This is a genomic window from Janibacter hoylei PVAS-1, from assembly GCF_000297495.1.
GTDB classification, from domain to species: domain Bacteria; phylum Actinomycetota; class Actinomycetes; order Actinomycetales; family Dermatophilaceae; genus Janibacter; species Janibacter hoylei.
This window is the reverse complement of the sequence record NZ_ALWX01000081.1, coordinates 1-19,409: the sequence shown is the minus strand read 5'-3', so window position 1 is coordinate 19,409 and position 19,409 is coordinate 1. Positions and strand designations below refer to the sequence as shown.

The window sequence follows — 19,409 nt, the reverse complement described above, 5'->3', positions numbered from 1 at the left end:
CGAGCACCGCACGAGGTTGGCGAGGCGCCTTGTCAGCCACACAAGAACATGACGACCTTCCTCATCGACAAGACCGAGGGCTTCGGCGAGACCGCCCAGGGCGTCACCGTCCCCGGCAAGATCGAGAAGATGGGCTACAAGGGCGTCGACACGACCGAGCTCGTCCTCGAGGGCCACAAGACGACGACCGGCCAGATCCTCGGCGGCGAGCCGGGCAAGGGCTTCTACCAGATGATGGACGGCGTCGAGGTCGGCCGCGTCAACGTCGCCGCCCGCGCCTGCGGCCTGGCGATGCGCGCCTTCGAGCTCGGTGTCTCCTACGCCCAGCAGCGCGAGACCTTCGGCAAGAAGATCGTCGACCACCAGGCGATCCTCTTCCGCATCGCCGACATGGCGAGCAAGGTCGAGGCCTCTCACCAGCTGATGGTCAAGGCCGCGCGCCTGAAGGACAAGGGCGAGCGCAACGACCTCGAGGCCGGCATCGCGAAGTACATGGCGGCCGAGTACTGCGCCGACGTGGTGAACCAGTCCTTCCGGATCCACGGTGGCTTCGGGTACTCCAAGGAGTACGAGATCGAGCGGATCTACCGCGAGGCCCCGATGCTGCTCATCGGTGAGGGCACCGCCGAGATCCAGAAGATGATCATCGGCAAGAGCATCCTCAAGGACTACAAGCTCAAGGGGTGACGACGGGGTCGCTCCGTCGACGGGGGCTGGCCGTCAGGGTGACGGCCAGCCCCCGTCGTCATCACGCCCGGCATTTCGGGCCGCGGCGACCGGGTGGGAGACTGGACCCATGAGCACCCAGCCCCAGATGTCCGCCTTCCTCGAAAATCAGCTCGGGCTGGACTACCCGATGTCGCTGGGCACCCATGACTCCTACGCCGAGGCGCAGCGGGCGGTCGACTTCCTCGCCGACAAGGACTTCCCGGTGCAGGACGTCATGATCGTCGGCACCGACCTCAAGCAGGTCGAGCGGGTCCGGGGACGGCTCACGACCGGCAAGGTCGTCGTCGGCGGCCTGCTCTCGGGCATCTGGATCGGTGTCTTCGTCGGGCTGATCTTCGCGATGTTCGAAGGGAGCGACGGCCTCCTCCCGCGGATGCTCTCGACGATGGCCATGGGTGCCGTCTTCGGTGCCGTGTGGGCCTGGCTCGGGTACCGCTCGACGGGCGGGCGACGTGACTTCACGTCGATCAGCCAGGTCGTCGCCAGCCGCTACGAGGTGCTGTGCGAGCACAAGCACGTGCAGCGGGGGGCGCGAGCTCATGGCCGAGCTCGACCCGATGCGTGCGGCGCAGGAGCAGCTGCGACGCAACCAGGAGCAGGCGCGGGCGCAGTACGAGCGCGAGCAGCGTGGCGGTCCCAGCTCGGCCCAGTGACCCACTAGCGTCGTCGGTGTGAGCACCGAGCCCGCCCTGGCCGCCCTCGACGAGACCACCTTCGACTCCGTGCTGTGCGTCGTCGCCCACCCCGACGACATCGAGTACGGCACCGCAGCCGCCATCGCCAAGTGGACCGCCGCGGGCAAACGCGTGCGCTACTTCTTGCTGACCCGTGGTGAGGCGGGCATCGACACGATGGACCCGGTCGACGCCGCGCCCGCCCGCGCCGACGAGGAGCGCGCGAGCGCGGCCGTCGTCGGTGTCGAGGAGGTCGAGTTCGGCGACCACTCCGACGGGACCATCGAGTACGGCCTGACCCTGCGGCGCGACATCGCCTCGGCGATCCGTCGGGCCCGCCCCGACCTCGTGATCGGCACGACCTTCGACGTCACCTTCCCCGGCGGGGTCCTCAACCAGGCCGACCACCGGGCCGTGGGTCTGGCGACGGCCGACGCGTGCGCCGACGCCGGCAACCGCTGGATCTTCCCCGAGCTCGTCGACGACGGCCTCGAGCCCTGGCACGTCCGGCTGCTCGCGGTCGGCGGCAGTCAGCGGCCCACGCACTTCGTCGACGTGACCGGCCACCTCGACGACGCGATCGAGTCGCTCGAGGAGCACCGGCTCTACAACGCCGCGCTGCCCGAGGACTTCCCGAAGCCGGCCGAGCTGCTCGGCAACATCCTCGGGGGTGGCGGTGAGGCCGTCGCGGACCCGGCCGTCGAGCACGCCCTGCTGCTCGAGGTCTTCCAGCGCTGAGGGCCGAAGCCACGCGCCCTTCGCGCTGGCCCGGACGCACGTATCGACTCCGGACGCGGGTATTGCTGCGTCCGGAGTCGATGTGTACGTCCTGATCGTGGCGAGCCCGCCCGCCTGTGGATATCTGGCCGGGCGTCGACGGCGTCTGCGCGACGATCGCACGGTGGACCACGAGCTCAGGGAACGCGCGATGCGGCAGGGCGGTGTCTTCACCTGGCAGGACGTGCGGGCCTGTCTGCTGGGGGAGTCCGCGGTCAGGGCGGCGATCCGGCGAGGGCAGGTCGTCAGGGTGCGGCGCGATGCCTACGTCCTGGCCGACCTGTGGTACGGGGCCCGCCCATCCGAGCGGCTCGCCCTGCGCACTCGGGCCGTGCTGCGGGCCCGACCGGGGGATGTCGCCAGCCACCAGAGCGCCCTGGCCCTGCACGGCCTGCCGATCTGGGGCGTGCCGCGGGACATCGTCGACGTCATGGCGGACGTGTCCCGCACCCGGACTGTGTCGGGACTGCGCGTGCACGCCGCTCCCGAGGGACTCGAGCCGGTGAACATCGGGGGGTGCCGGGCGGTGGGTATCGGCGAGGCAGTGGCCCAGGTCGCCGCCCGGCACGGTCCGGTGGCAGCACTCGTCCCGCTCGACCACGCGCTGCACGAGCGGATGTGCACGGTGCCGGGGGTCCGTGCCGCGGGTGACGCGCTGGCGCCCGGTGGCCTGGGTCGGGCCCGGTTCGACGCGGTGCTCGCCAGAGCCGACAGGGCGAGTGAGTCCGTGGGCGAGACCCGTACGCGGGTGATCCTCGAGGATCTCGGCTACGCACCGGCCAGCCAGGTGCGGCTGCACGATGCCGAGGGGTTCATCGGTCGGGTGGACTTCCTCATCGACGATGCCGTGGTCGTGGAGTTCGACGGGATGGTCAAGTACGAGGGCGCGGACGGGCGCGAGGCGTTGGCCCAGGAGAAGCGCCGCGAGGAGCGGCTCACGGCCGCCGGGTGCGTCGTCATCCGGCTCGTGTGGTCGGACCTGGACCACCCGGAGCGGATCCGCGCGTTGGTCGAGTCGGCCCGACAGCGCGTTGCTCGGCGACGCTGACGCAGCAATCGACTCCGGACGCGGGTATTGCTGCGTCCGGAGTCGATATCTGCGTCCTCACAGCGGCCAGGGGGCGAAGGGGAGGCCCCGCACGTCGGGAGGTGGTGCCCCCCTTCGCTCAGCGGGGGATGAGCACCGTGTAGTCGAGGTCGAGGACGACCTCGGGCAGGTACTTGCCGTCCTCGCCCTTGTAGGGGAAGTCCGAGCACGGGGTGTCCTTCGTCGCGACCGTGCGCAGGCGCAGCGCGCCGACGTCGGTGCGGCCGGGCAGCTCGATGCGCTCGAGGACCTCCGACCAGGCGTAGATCGTGTCGCCGGCGAAGGTCGGGTTGGCGTGCGCGCCGGCGTTGATCGCCGCGATGAGCTGGCCGTTGGCCAGGCCGTTGAAGGACAGGGCTCGCGCGAGGCTGATGATGTGGCCGCCGTAGATGAGGCGGCGCCCGATCTTCGCCTGCGACTGGGCGTGCTGGTTGAAGTGGACCTTCGCCGTGTTCTGGTAGAGCCGCGTGGCCAGCATGTGGTCCGACTCCTCGATCGTCATGCCGTCGACGTGGTCGATCCGCTCGCCGACCTCGTAGTCACCCCAGAGGAAGGGGGAGCCCGCGAGCTCGACGTCGTAGTCGCGGCCGGTGAGGTCGAAGGGGACGAGGAGGTCCTCTGCCGCAACGGCACCCGGCAGGTCGGGGATGACCGTCTCGGGGGCGGGGGAGGCCGCGTCCTGCTTGTTGACCATGACCCAGCGGACGTAGTCGACGACCATCTCGCCGCGCTGGTTGACGCCCACGGAGTTGACGTAGACGACGCCGGTGCGGCCGTTGGAGTTCTCCTTCAGGCCGATGACGGTCGAGGTCGTCGTCACCGTGTCGCCGACGTGCAGCGGCGCCCCGAAGCGACCGCCCGCGTAGCCGAGGTTGGCCACGGCGTTGAGGCTGATGTCGGGCACCGACTTGCCGAAGACGAGGTGGAAGGCGAGCAGGCTGTCGACCGGCATCCGCTCGAAGCCCATCGCCTCGGCGAAGGTCGCTGCGCTCGTCGCCGCGAAGCGCGAGCCGTAGAGGCCGGTGTAGAGCGCGATGTCGCCCTCGGTCACCGTGCGCGGCGTCGCGTGCCGGATCTCCTGACCGATCGAGAAGTCCTCGAAGTAGTTGCCGGGGACCGTCTTGGTCGACATGTGCGCGGGCCTTTCGGTGGGCGAAGGGGGTCGGGGCCATCTTCCCCCTTCGCCCCGGTGGTGGTCTGCCCGTCCGGCTGTTGACCCCGCCACACCTCCCGCTCCCCGCCCCTCGAGACGGCGCTGGCGCGCCTCCTCGGGACCCGGAGGTCGCCCCGCGGCATCTCCCCGCTCCCTGAGGAGGTCGCCCCGCGACCGTCTCGAAGGGAGACCCGACACCGGCCGGCCATCTCAGGATCTCCCGGCCATCAGGACTAGGACCGGGGCCAGCTGGCTCAGCGGCTCTGGACGTCCGCGATCCAGGCCTCGACCTCGTCGGCGGTGTGCGGCCAGTCGCCGGAGAGGTTGCGGCAGCCGTCCTCGGTGACGACGACGTCGTCCTCGAGACGCACACCGATGCCGCGGAAGCGCTCGGGGACCTTGAGGTCGTCGGCCTTGAAGTACAGACCGGGCTCGACCGTGAGGACCATGCCCGGCTGCAGCTCGGCGTCCATGTACTCCTCACGGGTCGCGAGCGCGCAGTCGTGGACGTCGATACCGAGGTGGTGGCTCGTGCCGTGGACCATCCAGCGGCGGTGGTACTGGCCGTGGTCGGTGTCGAGGGTGTCCTCGACGGAGACACCTTCGGGCAGCAGCCCCCAGCCGTGGAGGTGCTCGGCGATGACGCGGATCGCGGCAGCGTGCACGTCGGAAAACTTGTTGCCCGGCTTGACCGCGGCGATGCCGGCGGCCTGCGCGGCGGCGACGGCCTCGTGGACCTCGCGCTGGGTGGGCGAGAAGGTGCCGCTCACCGGCAGCGTGCGGGTGATGTCGGCGGTGAAGAGGGAGTCGAGCTCCACCCCGGCATCGAGGAGGATGAGGTCCCCGTCCTTGACGTCACCGTCGTTCTTGATCCAGTGCAGCGTGTTGGCGTGGTCGCCGGAGGCGCAGATCGAGTCGTAGCCGACGCCGTTGCCCTGGTGGCGGGCGTGCAGGCCGAAGGTGCCCTCGACCCAGCGCTCGCCGCGGCCGCGGTCGGGCAGCGTGGGCAGCTCGCGGATGACGGCCTCGAAGCCGACGCGCGTGGCGTCGACGGCCTGCTGCATCTGCTGCACCTCCCACGCGTCCTTGACCATCCGCAGGTGGGACAGGTCGTGGGCCAGCGCGGCATCGCCCTCGGCGAGCGTGTCGGTGTCGGCGCCGGCCTGGGCGCGCACCGTGTCCAGGCGGGCGGTGAGGTCGCGGTCGGCGTCGCGCACCAGGCGCACGGTGACCTGACCCGCGTCCTTGCCGACGGCGTCTTCGAGCTGGTCGACGTGCCGGCCGGTCAGTCCGAGCTCGGACTCGACGTCCTCGATCGAGGGGCGCGCACCGACCCAGAACTCGCCGTACCGGGCGTCGCCGAAGAACTCCTCGGAGTCGCGCGGGGCGAGCGGGCGGAAGTACAGGACGGCTTCGTGCCCGGCCTGCTCGCCCGGCGCGCCGAGCGGCTCCATGACGAGGACGGCGTCGGGTTCGCGGTCGGCGCCCAGCCCGGTGAGGTGGGCGAAGGCCGAGTGCGGGCGGAAGACGTAGTCGCAGTCGTTGCTGCGGACCTTGAGACCACCGGCGGGGACGACGAGGCGCTCGCCGTCGTGGGTGGCGGAGACCGCGGCGCGACGCTCGGCCGCGCGCTCGGCGGCCTCGGTGAGGGCGGGGCGATCGTCGGACCGGGGCGCCCAGTCCTCGGCGACGAAGGCGCGGAACTCGTCGGTCGTCGGTCGCTTGCGGTTGTCTGCCTGCTGCTGCTCCTCGCTCATCCGGCCATCGTCTCATCCCGGTGGTGACCGTCCTCACGTGCGCTTGAATGGCTCCATGATCGAGACTCCGCTCATCCGCATCGACCGTCACGACTCCGGCGTCGTCGAGGTCGTCCTCGACCGGCCCGAGGCGATGAATGCCGTCTCCACGCAGATGGCGACGGCGCTCACCGCGGCCGGTGCCGCGCTCGCGGACGACACCTCCGTGCGCGCGGTGGTGCTCACGTCGAGCCACGACAAGGCCTTCTGCGTCGGGGCGGACCTCAAGGAGCGCAATGGCCTGACCGACGAGCAGCTGCGAGCCCAGCGGCCGGGCAACCGGCTGGCCTACCGCGCGCTGCTCGACCTGCCGGTGCCGACGATCGCCGCGGTTGACGGCTACGCGATGGGCGGCGGCTGCGAGCTGGCCCTGGCGTGCGATCTCATCGTCGCCGGCCCGCGGGCGCTCTTCGCACTGCCCGAGGTCTCCGTGGGCGTCATCCCCGGTGGTGGCGGCACCCAGCTGATGACCCGCCGCATCGGGTGGTCGCGGGCGGCGGACCTGATCTTCACCGCGCGTCGGATCGGTGGCGAGGAGGCCCTGCGGCTCGGCCTGGTCGACCGTTTCGTCGACGACGCGAAGGGGGAGTCCCTCGCCCTGGCGAGCACGATCGCCGAGCACTCGCCGGTCGGGGTGCGCAATGCCAAGGCCGCGATGCGCGGCGGGATCGAGGTGGGCCTGGACGAGGGGCTCGACATCGAGGACGCCCGCTGGCACGACACCGCCTTCAGCCCCGACCGGGCCGAGGGCGTGCGCGCCTTCGCCGAGAAGCGCAGGCCCGTCTGGCCCGGCCTGGGCTGACCCCCTTCGCTGTCATTTCCCTAGGGAAATTCGCACGGGGGCCGCATCTCCCTAGGGAAATACGCACGGGGGCCGCATTTCCCTAGGGAAATACGCACGGAGGCCGCATTTCCCTAGGGAAATACGCGGAGGCCGGGCGTGGCGGGAGGAAGGTCACCCGGCAGGCGGGCGGACGGGCCTAAGGTGGTCATGTGATCGACCTGCACACCCACAGTTCCCGCAGCGACGGCACCGATGCGCCGGCCGAGCTGCTCCGGCAGGCGGTCGAAGGGGGCCTGACGACGCTGGCGATCACCGACCACGACACGACGGCCGGCTGGGAGGAAGCCGCCGAGGCGGCGGCCCACTACGGCGTGGCGCTCGTGCGTGGCGCCGAGCTGTCGACCCGGCACCGGGGCCGTTCGGTGCACCTGCTCGCCTACCTCTTCGACCCCGCTGACCAGACCCTCGCCGAGGAGATGCGGCGGATGCGCGAGGACCGGGTCCCCCGCCTTCGTCGCATCGTCGAGCACATGGCCGAGGACGGCTTCGCCGTGACCTGGGAGGACGTGCTCGCCCAGGTCGAGGAGGGGGGCCGCCCTCGGCCGCCCCCACCTGGCCGACGCCCTCGTCGCCAACGGTCTCGCGGTCGACCGCAACGAGGTCTTTTCCCGCTGGCTGCACAACGGGTCGGCCTACTACGAGCCGCACTACGCGGTCGACACGACCGAGGCGGTGCGCCTCGTGCGGGCCGCCGGCGGGGTGCCGGTCGTGGCCCACCCCTTCGCGACGCAGCGCCAGCGTGCCCTCGACGCCGACGACGTCGCCCAGCTCGTCGACGCCGGGCTCGTCGGCATCGAGGTCGACCACCGCGACCACGACGACGACGGACGGGCCTTCGCCCGGAAGCTGGCGGCCCGGCACGACCTCGTGCCGACGGGCAGCAGCGACTTCCACGGCGACGGCAAGACCAACCGGCTCGGAGAAAACACGACGTCACCGGAGTCCCTCGAGCGCATCGAGGCCGTCGCCGCGGGCATCACACCCGTCCTGCGCTGAGCCGACGCCGCATCGACGCCCGCGGAGTGCGAGGATGACCGCAGCATCCAGCAGCGGCACGGGAGGGCGCACGGTGGCACGAGCGAAGAAGGCGGCGATCATCGCCGTCGCAAACCAGAAGGGTGGCGTCGCCAAGACGACGTCGGTGGCCTCGATCGGTGCCGCGATGGCCGAGCTCGGCAAGCGCGTGCTCCTCGTCGACCTCGACCCGCAGGCGAGTCTGACCTTCAGTCTCGGGATCGATCCCGACCTCGTCGAGCTGTCGGTGCACGAGGTCGTCCTCGGCCAGGCGGAGATCGCCGACGCGATCCTCGAGGCGAGCGACGGGGTCGACCTGCTGCCCTCGACGATCGAGCTCGCCGGCGCCGAGGCCCAGCTGCTCACCCGCCCCGGGCGCGAGTTCGTCCTCCAGTCGGCCCTCGACGAGATCCGCGAGGACTACGACGTCATCCTCCTCGACTGCAGCCCGAGCCTCGGCGTGCTCACCCTCGGTGCCCTCACGGCCGCGACCGGCCTGATCATCCCGATGCAGGCCGAGATGCTCAGCCACCGCGGCGTCGGTCAGCTGCTCGACACGGTCCGGGACGTCAAGAAGCTGCTCAACAAGAAGCTCAAGACCATCGGCATCCTGCCGACGATGTACGACGGCCGCTCCAACCACGCGCGCGAGGTCCTCGACGACCTCGGCACCCGCTACAAGCTGCCGGTGCTCTCGCCGCCGATCCCGCGGACGGTGCGCTTCGCGGAGGCGCCCGCCGCCGGACGCTCGATCCTCGACACCGCCCGCTCCAGCAAGGGCGCCCAGGCCTACCGCGAGGTCACCGAGGCGATCCTCGCCGCGATCTGAGGGGTCCCCCCTCGCGCGGACCGAAGGGGGGAGAGCCTCAGCTCTCGCCGCCGCCCTGGGTCTGCGACTGGCCACCGCGGGTGCGACGACGGTTGCGGTTGCGGCGACGGGGCCGGTCACCGTCCCCCTTCGCCTCGCCCTGACCGCCGGCGCGCTCGCCGCCACGGCCACCGCCGGCGCCACCGCCGCCACGGCCACCGCCGGCGCCACCGCCGCCACCGTTGCCGCCGCGCCCACCACCGGAGCGCCGGCCACCGGACTTGCCGGTCTCGCCGAGGTCCTCGATGCGCTCGGCGTCCAGGCCCTCGCGGGTGCGCTGCGCGCGGGGGAGGCGCCCCTTGGTGCCCTCGGGGATGTCGAGGTCGGTGTAGAGGTGCGGGCTGGAGGAGTAGGTCTCGACCGCCTCGGGGATGCCGAGGTCGAGCTGACGGTTGATGACCGCCCACTTCGTCTCGTCGTCCCAGTCGACGAAGGTCACGGCGACACCCGTGTTGCCCGCGCGGCCGGTGCGGCCGATGCGGTGGACGTAGGTCTTCTCGTCGTCGGGGCACTGGTAGTTGACGACGTGGGTCACGTTGGTGACGTCGATGCCGCGGGCGGCGACGTCGGTGGCGACGAGGACGTCGACCTTGCCGTTGCGGAAGGCGCGCAGCGCCTGCTCGCGGGCACCCTGCCCGAGGTCACCGTGGATCGACGCGGCGGCGAAGCCGCGCTCGGTGAGCTCGTCGGCGACCTTGGCCGCGGTGCGCTTGGTGCGGGAGAAGATGATCGTCAGGCCGCGGTCCTTGGCCTGGAGGATCCGCGAGAGCATCTCGACCTTGTCCATCGCGTGCGCGCGGTAGACGAACTGCTCGATCGCCTTGACGGTGTGGCTGTCACCCTCGCCGTCCTCGCTCATCGCGCGGATGTGGGTCGGCTGCGTCATGTAGCGGCGGGCCAGGGCGACGATCGCGCCGGGCATGGTCGCGGAGAAGAGCATCGTGTGGCGGGCCGGGGCGGTCATCGCCATGATCTTCTCGACGTCGGGCAGGAAGCCGAGGTCGAGCATCTCGTCGGCCTCGTCGAGGACGACGGTCTTGGTCGCCGACAGGTCGAGGTGGCCCTGCTGCGCCAGGTCGATGAGTCGACCGGGGGTGCCGACGACGACGTGGACGCCCTGCTTGAGCGCCTCGATCTGCGGCTCGTAGGCTCGGCCGCCGTAGACGGTGAGCACCTTGATCCCCAGGCGCTTGCCGGCGCGCTCGAGATCGGCGGCGACCTGGCTCGCGAGCTCGCGGGTCGGGGCGACGGCGAGGGCCTGGGGGCGGGGGTCGTCGGACTCGAGGTCGATCCGGTTGAGCATCGGGACGCCGAAGCCGAGCGTCTTGCCCGTGCCCGTCTTGGCCTGGCCGATGATGTCGTGCCCACCGAGCGCGACCGGCAGCGTCATCGCCTGGATGGGGAAGGGGTGGATGATGCCGGCGTCGGCCAGGGCGGCGACGATCTCGGGGTGGACGTCGAAGTCGCCGAAGGTCTGCTCCGCGGCCTCGGGCGCGGTGCCCTCGATGTCGGGCGTGGCCTGGACGGCCTCGCGCTCGGCGGCGTCGAGCGGGCTCGTGGGCGTGGTGGTCTCGGACATGCAGTCTCTCGATCAGCGTGGGACGGCGTGGTCGCCGTGGGTGGCACGGGCCGATCGGAGGTCTGCAGTGCGGTCCGCCACGAAGGGGGGCGACCGCGGCCGGACGTCTCGTCCGGTCATGGAGTGGATGCCGACCGGGCACCGCTGGTCGTCGTCATGCTACCCGCCACCCCGTGCCCCGGCCGAAACGACGACGGTCGGCACTAGGCTGGCGCGCATGAGCGAGCAGGCACCCCCTTCGTCCCCCGACGGTCTCGGCGAGCGTGAGCGAGAGGGCACGGTCGAGCTCCTCGGCGCCATCGCCTACGGGACGATCTCCGGCTTCACCCGGATGGCGGCCGACTCCGAGATGGCACGCGACCTGCGCCTGAAGCGGGCGCTCGCGGGGATGGCCGTCAAGGAGTTCACCAACCACGAGCTCATCAGCGAGCGGATCGTGCAGCTCGGCGAGGACCCGGTGGCCGCGATGGCGCCCTTCGAGGACGCCTTCGAGTCGTACCACGCCCGCACCCGGCCACGGAACCTGCTCGAGGGCATGGTCAAGGCCTACATCGGGGACGGGATCGCCAACGACTTCTTCGTCGAGATCGCCCGCTACGTCGACCCCGCCTCGCGCGAGGTGGTCCAGCGAGCGAGCAGCGACGGCAAGGCGGTGGACACGATCGTCTCGGCGGTGCGCGCCGGCATCCGCGAGGACCCCCGTCGCGGCGGCCCGCTGGCCCTGTGGGGCCGCCGTCTCATGGGTGAGGCACTGACCCAGGGGCAGGTCGTCGCGGCGCAGCGCGAGGCGCTCAGCGAGCTCGTCCTCGGCCTGAGCCACGACCGCCCCGGCGCCACCCTCGAGGAGGTCGGCCAGCTCATGCAGCGGCTGACCGACCGCCACGAGCTGCGGATGGCCAGGCTGGGCCTGGCGGCCTGACCAACCCGTGCACGACGAAGGGGGCCCCGCCGGCTGGCGGGCCCCTTCGTCGAGGTGTGAGATCAGACCTGCTTGCGGCCCATGATCATGCCGTAGAGCACGATGAGGACGGCCGCGGCGATCACACCGACGATCACGGCGACGAAGCTGAAGTCGGTCTTCGTGCCGTTGACGATGATCGAGCCGGCCAGTGCACCCAGGACACCCAGGACGACGGTGACCAGTGTCGAGATGTTCTGCTTGCCTGGCAGGACCAAGCGGGCCAGGGCGCCGATGATGGCGCCGACGATGACGGTGACGATGATGGTCCACACAGTCGTTCACTCCTTCTGCGTCCGACAGGGGTGAGCGGACGCGCTCTGGTTAGCCCGTGCGGGCTCCGTGCCCAACATATACTCATGTGGCCCGTGTGACGACTCTCAGGACGTCACGATCTGACGACTGCCATTGTCACGTCGTGACGGCGACCGGGGATCAGGCGCCGAAGCCGACACGACCGCGAGACGGCTCGCCCACCTCGACGTAGCCGAGGGCGCCGGCGGGGACCATGACGCGACGACCCTTGTCGTCGGTGAGCACCAGCGGCCCGCCGTCGAGGGCCGACCGCACGGCCGCCTCGATGTCGGCCTCGGAGCCGGTCGCCTCGATGACGACCTCGCGGGCCACGTTCTGGATACCGATCTTGACCTCCACGGTCACTCCTTCGCTGTCGGTGCGTGCAGTCGCTCTCATCGTGTCAGCCAGCCTGCGGGCTGTCGGTGCCGGGGTCGACGGGCGCGCCCATGCGGTTGACGGGGAAGGAGCCGAGCCCGCGCCACGCGAGGTGGCCGGCGGCCTGCGCCGCGACCTCCTTGGGGAAGTGGGCGCCGTGCGCGAGCCAGGTGCGGGCCATGACCTGGGCCGCACCGGCCATCGCGAGGCCGAGCATCTCGGCCAGCTCCATGGGCAGCGGCGTGTCCTGGATGATCCGCTGCGCCATCGCCTCGCCGAGCTGGGCCTCGAGCGCGTCGATGCGGTGCCTCACCTGCGGCTCGTTGGTCAGGTCCGACTCGTAGATGAGGCGGAAGGCCCCACCCTCGTCCGCGACGAACTCGAAGAAGGCGAGCACGGTCGCGTAGACCCGCTCCTCGTGGTCGTCGCTCGAGTTGAGCGCCTCGAGCACGAGCCCCTCGAGGTGGTCGCACTGGTTGTCGAGGAGCGCGAGGTAGAGCTCGAGCTTGCCCGGGAAGTGCTGGTACAGCACCGGCTTGGAGACCCCTGCCTCCTCGGCGATGTCCTCCATCGCGGCCGAGTGGTAGCCCTTGGAGACGAAGATGGTCAGCGCCGCCTCGAGCAGCTGGGCGCGTCGTTGGGCACGCGGCATCCGCTGGACGCGGGTACCGGACGTGGTCGAGCTCATGCAGTCCTCCGGGAGTCGTCCCACCGTGTGGTGGGTCACACGATCCTACCTGTGGGTAGCGACAGCCGGGCGACGGTCCGGGTGGTGGGGCCGGCTGTCGGGGTCGGGTGGTGGGATGGGGACGTGACCGACCACCTGCCCCGAGTGCTCCTGCGCCCCTCGACCCTGCCGGGGTCGCAGGCGCCCGACCTCGACGCCGACCAGGCGGCCGCGGTCGCCGCCCGCGCAGACGTCGTGCGCGTGCTCGGCGGGCCGGGCACGGGCAAGACGACGGTGGCCGTGGCCGCGGTGCTCGACCGGGTCGCGCAGGGCGCGGGCGGGCCGGGGGAGGTGCTGCTCGTCGCCGCGACGCGGCTCTCGGCAGCCGCGGCCCGCGACGCCGTCACCGCGGGGCTGACCGGCGCGACGACCGAGCCGATGGCCCGCACGATGCAGTCGCTCGGCTTCGCGGTGCTGCGGCAGCACGCGGCGCTCCAGGGCCTGCCCGCCCCGCGCCTGCTCTCCGGCGCGGAGCAGGACCTCGTGCTCGGCGAGCTGCTCGCCGGGCACCGCGAGAGCGGCTCCGGTCCGCGGTGGCCCGACGACCTCGCCGACGCGCTGACGACGCGCGGTTTCCGCGAAGAGCTGCGCGACCTGCTCATGCGCGCCATCGAGCACGGCGTCTCGCCGGACGACCTCGAGGCGCTCGGTCGCGAGCACGGCCGACCCGAGTGGGTCGCGGCGGCGCAGGTCGCCCGCGAGTACGACGAGGTGACCGCCCTCTCGCGCCCGGGAGCCTTCGACCCGGCCTGGGTGCTCACCGCGGCCGCCGAGCTGCTCGAGGACGATCCCGACGCCCGGGAGCGCGTGCGCGCCGGGCTGCGGGCGGTCGTCGTCGACGACGCCCACGAGCTGACCGCCCCCCGGCGCGCGGCTGCTGCGCGCGCTCACCGGTCAGGGGCTCGACCTCGTGCTCGTCGGTGACCCCGACGCGACGGTCCAGGGCTTCCGCGGGGCCGACCCGCACCACCTCGTCGACGACTGGCCCGGACGCGCGACGACCACCCACGTGCTCGGTCAGGGCCACCGCCTGCCCGAGCGGGTCCACGCTGCCGCAGCGCGCGTGGTCCCCAAGATCGCTGCGCTCGGCGGCGGGCGCCAGCGCGGGGCGAGCCCGGCGGCGCCCGGGGGAGAGGTCGAGGCCCACGTGCTCCACTCGAGCGCGCAGGAGGCGGCCTTCATCGCGCACCGGCTGCGGGAGGCGCACCTGCTGCGCGGGGTCCCGTGGCACCGGATGGCCGTCGTCGTGCGGGGCGCCGCGCGGCAGTCCACGCTGCGCCGGGTGCTCGCGGCCCGGGGTGTGCCGGTGCTCGGCGACGCCCACCGCGTGCCGGTGCGCGACGAGCCGAGCGCGCGCCCGCTGCTCCACCTGCTCGGGCTCTGCGTCGAGCTCGCCCGGGGGCAGCTGGAGTCGGTGCCCGCGGCCGACGTGGTCGACCTGCTCGCGAGCCCGCTCGTCGCGGCCGACACGGTCGCCGTGCGCCGGCTGCGCCGCACGCTGCGGCAGGAGGAGCTGGCCGCAGGTGGCTCGCGGACGAGCGATGACCTGCTCGGTGAGCTCGTCCTCGACCCCGACCGCCTCGCCCACCTCGGCGACGACGCGGAGCCTCTGCACCGCCTCGCCCGTGTCCTCGCGGCGGGGCGCGCGGCCGCGGTCACCTCGGACGACGGACCCGGATGGGCGAAGGGGGTGAGCGCCGAGCTCGTCCTGTGGGAGCTCTGGCAGGCCGCCGGCGTCGCCGATGCCTGGCGAGCCACCGCGCTCGCCGGTGGTGCGGCCGGTGCCCGCGCCGACCGGGCGCTCGACGCCGTCGTCGCGCTCTTCGATGCTGCGGCGGCGCACCAGGACGCGCTCCCCGGGTCGGGCCCCGACGCCTTCCTCGACGCCGTCGCCGGCCAAGCCGTCGCAGCCGACTCGCTCGCGGCCCGCAGCCCCGACCCCGACGCCGTCGCGCTCGTCACTCCGCAGACCGCGGCCGGCAACGAGTGGCACACGGTCGTCGTCGCCGGGGTGCAGGAGGGGGTGTGGCCCGACCTGCGGCTGCGCGGGTCCCTGCTCGGCTCGGAGCGCCTCGTCGACGTCGTCACCGGGCGTGACCGCACCGGCGCGGGCGCCGCGGCGGCGGTCCGGCACGACGAGACCCGCCTCTTCCACGTCGCGCTGACGCGGGCGAGCCACCACGTGGTCGTCACCGCGGTGGCCGCGGAGGACGAGCAGCCCTCCGTCTACCTGGACCTCGTCGACCCGCCGGACGAGGAGGGCGTGCGCCGTGAGCCGACCGACGTGCCCGCTCCCCTCGACCTCACCGGCCTCGTCGCGGTGCTGCGGCAGCGACTGGCCCACAAGGAGCCCGAGATCGTCGCCCGCGCCGTCGCGCGGCTGTCCCACCTGGCGGCAGCCGGGGTGCCGGGGGCCTCGCCGGCGACCTGGTGGGCGCTGCGCGACCTCAGTGACACCCGCGCGCTGCGCGGACCCGAGGACCCGGTGCGGGTCAGCCCCTCCAAGGTCGCGCAGTTCGGCGAGTGCTCGCTGCGCTGGCTGCTGCAGTCCGCCGGCGGTGACGGGCCGAGCAGCGTCTCGCAGGAGGTTGGCTCCCTCGTCCACGACATCGCCCACGAGCTCGGCGACGCCGGCGAGGAGGCTTTCGTCGAGGAGCTGCAGCGGCGCTGGCCCGAGCTCGGCATGGCACCCGGCTGGGTGACGGACCAGAAGCTCGAGCGGGCGCGCGCGATGGTGCACTGGCTCGACGAGTACCACCGGAGGGCGAGCGTCGAGGGCTGGCGGCCCGTCGCCACGGAGACACGCTTCAGGGTCGAGCTCGGGCGGGCGGTGCTCAGCGGCAGCGTCGACCGGCTCGAGGCCGACGCCGAGGGTCGGCTGCGGGTCATCGACTACAAGACCGGGGCTTCGGCGCCCACGGCCGCCGACCTGCTGGAGCACCCCCAGCTGGGGTCGTACCAGGTGGCGATCGCGGAGGGCGGCTTCGCCGAGCACGGCCGCAACGGCGCCGGCGCGGCACTCGTCCACCTCGGCCGGGCCCGCACGGGGCGCAATGCCGTGCAGGAGCAGCCCCCGATCGGCGAAGGGGACGACCCCCGCCACTTCCACGACCTCATCACCGACACGGCCGAGGGGATGGCCGCGGCGACCTTCGTCGCCTCGCCCGAGGACAACCGGTGCCGCGTCTGCCCGGTCCGCTCGTCCTGCCCCGCCCACGAGGAAGGAGGGCGGCTGCGATGACCACCCCGCCCCGCATCAGTGCCGTCGAGCTCTCTCGCGCCCTCGGCCAGGAGCACCCGCCGACCGACGAGCAGCGCGAGATCATCGAAGCTCCGCTGGAGCCGCTGCTCGTCGTCGCCGGGGCCGGCTCGGGCAAGACCGAGACGATGACCGCGCGGGTCGTCTGGCTCGTCGCCAACCATCTCGTCGCCCCCGAGCAGGTGCTCGGCCTGACCTTCACCCGCAAGGCGGCGGGCGAGCTCGCCGAGCGCGTCGGCCGCCGCCTGGCGACGCTCGAGTCGGCCGGGCTGTGGTCGCCTCCGCAGGAGAGTGAGGCCGACGGCCTCGGGGGTGCCCCGACGATCTCGACCTACCATGCCTACGCCGGGCGGCTCGTCCGCGAGGGCGCGCTGCGGCTGGGCTACGAAAAGGACTCCCGGTTGCTCTCGGAGGCTGCGACCTGGCAGCTCGCGCACGAGGTCGTCGTCGCGTGGGACGGTCCGATGGCCGACATCGACAAGACCGAGTCGACGGTGACCAATGCCGTGGTGTCGCTCGCCGGTGAGCTCGCGGAGCACCTGCTGACCCCGGCGGACGTCGACGACTTCGCCGGCCGCACGCTCGGGCACCTCGCGACGGTCGGCGCGACGGGCAAGGGCTTCACCAAGGACTTCACCGGCAAGGTCATCACGCCGATGGAGCAGCAGCGGCTCGTCCTGCCGATCGTCGAGCGCTACCGCGAGATCAAGCGGGAGCGCTCGGTCATGGACTTCTCCGACCAGATGGCCCTGGCGGCAGCGCTGGCCACCCGCTTCCCCGACATCGGGAGCGCCGAGCGCGAGCGCTTCCGCGTCGTGCTCCTCGACGAGTTCCAGGACACTTCCGAGGCCCAGCTCGTGCTCATGCGCGAGCTCTTCGCCCCGCAGGGGCAGGCCCCCGCTGCCGTCACCGCCGTCGGCGACCCGCACCAGTCGATCTACGCCTGGCGGGGTGCCAGCTCGACGACCCTGGCGACCTTCCCGCAGGCCTTCGCCACCGAAGGGGAGGCCGCTCCCGTCAAGCACCTGTCGACGAGCTGGCGCAACGACGAGTCGATCCTCGCCGTCGCCAATGCCGTCGCCGGGCCCCTCGGGGCGGTGACGGGGGTGCCGGTGACCCCCCTTCGTGCTCGGCCGGGGGCCGGCCGCGGGCAGGTGCAGGCGCTGCGGGTCGAGACCGCGCACGACGAGGCGGCGCACATCGCCGACTGGATCGCCGCACGACGTGGCGACGGGCGGCGCACGGCGGCGGTGCTGTGTCGCAAGCGCAGCCAGTTCACCCTCGTCGCGGAGGCGCTCGCCGCCCGCAACATCCCGCACGAGGTCGTCGGTCTGGGTGGGCTGCTCCTCACGCCGGAGGTCGCCGATGTCATCTCGCTGCTCACCGTCGTGCAGGACCCCGCTCGCGGCGACCGGCTCATGCGGCTGCTCACCGGCCCGCCCGGTCTGCTCGGGCCGGCGGACCTCGACGGGCTCGGGGCCTGGGCGCGTCACCTCGCGCGGCAGGCGCGAGCCGAGCTCGGCGACGACGCCGCCCCGCCGGGGCCCGACGACGCGGTGACGATCATCGACGCCCTCGACCGGCTGCCCGAGCCGGGGTGGCGCGGTGATGACGGCCAGAGCATCTCCGAGACGGCGCTGCGGCGGCTGCAGCACATCGCGGGCATGGTCGCCCGCCTGCGTCGGCAGGCGGGGATGCCGCTGCCCGACCTCGTCGGCGAGGCCGAGCGCGAGCTCGGGGTCGACATCGAGGTCCTCGCACGACCGGACTGGTCACCGGGGGCGGCGCGGGCGCACCTCGACGCCTTCGCGGACGTGGCGGCGCAGTTCGCCGCGAGCGCCGACCGACCGACGCTCGGTGGCTTCATCGACTGGATCGAGGCGGCGGTGCAGCAGGAGCGCGGGCTGGAGAAGCCGGTCGTCGAGCCGACCAAGGCGGCCGTCCAGATCCTCACCTGCCACGCGGCGAAGGGGCTCGAGTGGGACGTCGTCGCCGTGCCGGGGCTCTCCGAGGGCGTCTTCCCCACGCACCTGTCGCGCTCGACCTTCAAGGACGGGCGGTGGAGCGTCGGTCAGGTCAACGACTCGGGCTGGATCACCGGGCTCGACGGGGTGCCCTTCCCGCTCCGCGGGGACCGCGCGGGTCTGCCGCAGCTCGACCTCTCGCTCGGGGAGGTCAAGCCGCTGCAGGACGAGCTCAAGCGGTACCGGGCGGCCAACGGCGACCACGGCCTGCTCGAGGAGCGCCGGCTGGCCTACGTCGCCTTCACCCGGGCCCGCAGCCAGCTGCTGCTCGGCTCGTGGGTGTGGGGGGCGGACGGGGCAGCAGCCGCGTGTGCCCTCACGCTTCCTCGACGAGGCGCGGGAGGCCGGGCCCGTCGAAGTGCTCGGCTGGGCCGACATGCCCGAGACCGCCGAGGCGACCAACCCGGCGCTGGCCGTCGAGCGCCAGGTCGTGTGGCCCGCTGGTGACCCTGCACCCGAGCGGCCGGGGCTCGAGGCCGCAGCGGCGAGGATGGAGCTGAGTGGCGCGGGTGACCTCGAGGTGGACGAGCCCGGGCAGGACGAGCTCGACGACACGATGCGGGTGCTGCTCGCCGAGCGAGAGGCCCGGCGCCGGGCACGTGAGGCCGACGTGGGCGTCGAGCTGCCGGCGCACCTGTCGACCTCGCAGCTGGTCTCGCTGGCCCGTGACGCGTCGGCCTTCGCCCTCGACCTGCGCCGCCCCATGCCGCAGCCGCCGCAGGTCGCCGGACGCCGGGGCACGACCTTCCACGCGTGGGTCGAGGAGCACTACGCCCGCGCCGGCCTCGTCGACATCCTCGAGCTGCCCGGCAGCGCCGACGAGTCGCTCGGGGACGCCGACCTGACCGCGATGCAGGAGCACTTCCTCGCGAGCGAGTGGGCTGACCGGGTGCCGGTCGAGGTCGAGCTCTCGCTCGAGATCGTGCTCGGCGGCCACGCGGTCCGCGGTCGGGTCGACGCGGTCTTCGCCGATGACGACGGCGGGGTGACGGTCGTCGACTGGAAGACCGGGCGTCCGCCCCGCGGGGGAGAGGGCGCCGTGCGGACCGTGCAGCTGTCCGCCTACCGCATCGCCTACGCCCGGTGGCGGGGGATCGACCCGCAGCGGGTGCGAGGAGCCTTTTTCCACGCCGCGACCGGCGAGACCATCCGCCCGCGCCTGCTCGACGAGCACGAACTCGTGACGCTGCTCGGGGAGGTCGTCGCCTGACGCGCCGGCCGCGCCGGCCGCGCCGGCGGGGGCCGACC

The 19,409-nt window shown here is 72.7% G+C and carries 17 protein-coding genes and 1 pseudogene; 12 read left to right on the top strand and 6 right to left on the bottom strand.

Annotation, left to right across the window (positions count from 1 at the left end; translation table 11 throughout):
- The 4 genes from B277_RS14255 to B277_RS16230 all read left to right on the top strand — a co-directional run.
- On the top strand, positions 1-687 hold a 687-nt coding region (locus B277_RS14255), incomplete at its 5' end, for an acyl-CoA dehydrogenase family protein (RefSeq protein WP_083853795.1).
- A 109-nt stretch (positions 688-796) separates the two neighbouring features.
- A complete protein-coding gene (locus tag B277_RS14250; RefSeq protein WP_007929498.1) occupies positions 797-1,390 on the top strand; it encodes a YflT domain-containing protein in 594 nt (197 codons plus the stop codon).
- A 10-nt stretch (positions 1,391-1,400) separates the two neighbouring features.
- Positions 1,401-2,141 (top strand): PIG-L deacetylase family protein, encoded by a 741-nt coding sequence (locus B277_RS14245; RefSeq protein WP_007929497.1) that lies wholly within the window; start codon positions 1,401-1,403, stop codon positions 2,139-2,141.
- 163 nt (positions 2,142-2,304) lie between these two features.
- A complete protein-coding gene (locus B277_RS16230; RefSeq protein ID WP_007929496.1) occupies positions 2,305-3,228 on the top strand; it encodes a type IV toxin-antitoxin system AbiEi family antitoxin domain-containing protein in 924 nt (307 codons plus the stop codon).
- Between the two features lie 118 nt (positions 3,229-3,346).
- Here B277_RS16230 and B277_RS14235 read toward each other — a convergent pair whose 3' ends face one another.
- Both B277_RS14235 and B277_RS14230 read right to left on the bottom strand, forming a co-directional pair.
- Complete coding sequence (locus tag B277_RS14235) at positions 3,347-4,399, bottom strand: MaoC family dehydratase (protein ID WP_007929495.1); 1,053 nt, start codon at positions 4,397-4,399, stop codon at positions 3,347-3,349.
- A 275-nt stretch (positions 4,400-4,674) separates the two neighbouring features.
- Complete coding sequence (locus tag B277_RS14230; RefSeq protein WP_007929494.1) at positions 4,675-6,177, bottom strand: aminopeptidase P family protein; 1,503 nt, start codon at positions 6,175-6,177, stop codon at positions 4,675-4,677.
- A 55-nt stretch (positions 6,178-6,232) separates the two neighbouring features.
- Here B277_RS14230 and B277_RS14225 point away from each other — a divergent pair, with 55 nt between their 5' ends.
- From B277_RS14225 to B277_RS14215, 3 genes and pseudogenes are all read left to right on the top strand, one after another.
- Positions 6,233-7,018: an enoyl-CoA hydratase/isomerase family protein gene (locus B277_RS14225; protein WP_007929491.1), complete on the top strand. Its 786-nt coding sequence runs from the start codon at positions 6,233-6,235 to the stop codon at positions 7,016-7,018.
- 191 nt (positions 7,019-7,209) lie between these two features.
- A pseudogene (locus B277_RS14220) lies at positions 7,210-8,056 on the top strand (PHP domain-containing protein).
- Positions 8,057-8,090: 34 nt separating this feature from the next.
- Positions 8,091-8,903 (top strand): ParA family protein, encoded by an 813-nt coding sequence (locus B277_RS14215; protein ID WP_051988090.1) that lies wholly within the window; start codon positions 8,091-8,093, stop codon positions 8,901-8,903.
- A 37-nt stretch (positions 8,904-8,940) separates the two neighbouring features.
- On the opposite strand, the gene B277_RS14210 is transcribed toward B277_RS14215, so the two are convergent.
- Positions 8,941-10,521: a DEAD/DEAH box helicase gene (locus B277_RS14210; RefSeq protein WP_007929485.1), complete on the bottom strand. Its 1,581-nt coding sequence runs from the start codon at positions 10,519-10,521 to the stop codon at positions 8,941-8,943.
- A gap of 217 nt (positions 10,522-10,738) precedes the next feature.
- Here B277_RS14210 and B277_RS14205 point away from each other — a divergent pair, with 217 nt between their 5' ends.
- A complete protein-coding gene (locus B277_RS14205; RefSeq protein WP_007929483.1) occupies positions 10,739-11,440 on the top strand; it encodes a ferritin-like fold-containing protein in 702 nt (233 codons plus the stop codon).
- A 62-nt stretch (positions 11,441-11,502) separates the two neighbouring features.
- On the opposite strand, the gene B277_RS14200 is transcribed toward B277_RS14205, so the two are convergent.
- The 3 genes from B277_RS14200 to B277_RS14190 form a co-directional block, all read right to left on the bottom strand.
- The gene (locus B277_RS14200; protein ID WP_007929482.1) at positions 11,503-11,754 is read right to left on the bottom strand and encodes a GlsB/YeaQ/YmgE family stress response membrane protein; all 252 of its coding nucleotides are present in this window, start codon (positions 11,752-11,754) and stop codon (positions 11,503-11,505) included.
- A 160-nt stretch (positions 11,755-11,914) separates the two neighbouring features.
- The gene (locus B277_RS14195) at positions 11,915-12,172 is read right to left on the bottom strand and encodes a DUF3107 domain-containing protein (protein ID WP_238148233.1); all 258 of its coding nucleotides are present in this window, start codon (positions 12,170-12,172) and stop codon (positions 11,915-11,917) included.
- A gap of 4 nt (positions 12,173-12,176) precedes the next feature.
- On the bottom strand, positions 12,177-12,839 hold the full coding sequence (locus B277_RS14190; protein ID WP_007929480.1) for a TetR/AcrR family transcriptional regulator: 663 nt from the start codon (positions 12,837-12,839) through the stop codon (positions 12,177-12,179).
- A gap of 123 nt (positions 12,840-12,962) precedes the next feature.
- On the opposite strand from B277_RS14190, the gene B277_RS17640 reads away from it, so the two are divergent.
- From B277_RS17640 to B277_RS19270, 4 genes are read left to right on the top strand one after another with little or no spacing between them, the layout of a single operon-like run.
- Complete coding sequence (locus B277_RS17640; protein ID WP_007929479.1) at positions 12,963-13,802, top strand: UvrD-helicase domain-containing protein; 840 nt, start codon at positions 12,963-12,965, stop codon at positions 13,800-13,802.
- Positions 13,789-16,119 carry a UrvD/REP family ATP-dependent DNA helicase gene (locus B277_RS14185; RefSeq protein ID WP_007929477.1) on the top strand — a complete coding sequence of 777 codons (2,331 nt, stop codon included), beginning with the start codon at positions 13,789-13,791 and terminating at the stop codon, positions 16,117-16,119. The genes B277_RS17640 and B277_RS14185 overlap by 14 nt, the downstream gene beginning before the upstream one ends.
- Positions 16,116-18,608: an ATP-dependent helicase gene (locus B277_RS14180; protein ID WP_007929471.1), complete on the top strand. Its 2,493-nt coding sequence runs from the start codon at positions 16,116-16,118 to the stop codon at positions 18,606-18,608. The genes B277_RS14185 and B277_RS14180 overlap by 4 nt, the downstream gene beginning before the upstream one ends.
- Entirely contained in the window at positions 18,538-19,371 is an 834-nt protein-coding gene (locus B277_RS19270) for a RecB family exonuclease (RefSeq protein WP_238539415.1), read from the top strand. Before B277_RS14180 ends, B277_RS19270 begins: the two co-directional genes overlap by 71 nt.
- Positions 19,372-19,409 lie beyond the last annotated feature (38 nt).

Coding starts and splice junctions, on each gene's coding strand:
- B277_RS14250 (WP_007929498.1), top strand. CDS start 797: ATGAGCACCCAGCCCCAGATGTCCGCCTTCCTCGAAAATCAGCTCGGG.
- B277_RS14235 (WP_007929495.1), bottom strand. CDS start 4,399: ATGTCGACCAAGACGGTCCCCGGCAACTACTTCGAGGACTTCTCGATC.
- B277_RS14230 (WP_007929494.1), bottom strand. CDS start 6,177: ATGAGCGAGGAGCAGCAGCAGGCAGACAACCGCAAGCGACCGACGACC.
- B277_RS14225 (WP_007929491.1), top strand. CDS start 6,233: ATGATCGAGACTCCGCTCATCCGCATCGACCGTCACGACTCCGGCGTC.
- B277_RS14215 (WP_051988090.1), top strand. CDS start 8,091: ATGACCGCAGCATCCAGCAGCGGCACGGGAGGGCGCACGGTGGCACGA.
- B277_RS14210 (WP_007929485.1), bottom strand. CDS start 10,521: ATGTCCGAGACCACCACGCCCACGAGCCCGCTCGACGCCGCCGAGCGC.
- B277_RS14205 (WP_007929483.1), top strand. CDS start 10,739: ATGAGCGAGCAGGCACCCCCTTCGTCCCCCGACGGTCTCGGCGAGCGT.
- B277_RS14195 (WP_238148233.1), bottom strand. CDS start 12,172: ATGAGAGCGACTGCACGCACCGACAGCGAAGGAGTGACCGTGGAGGTC.
- B277_RS14190 (WP_007929480.1), bottom strand. CDS start 12,839: ATGAGCTCGACCACGTCCGGTACCCGCGTCCAGCGGATGCCGCGTGCC.
- B277_RS14180 (WP_007929471.1), top strand. CDS start 16,116: ATGACCACCCCGCCCCGCATCAGTGCCGTCGAGCTCTCTCGCGCCCTC.
- B277_RS19270 (WP_238539415.1), top strand. CDS start 18,538: ATGCCCGAGACCGCCGAGGCGACCAACCCGGCGCTGGCCGTCGAGCGC.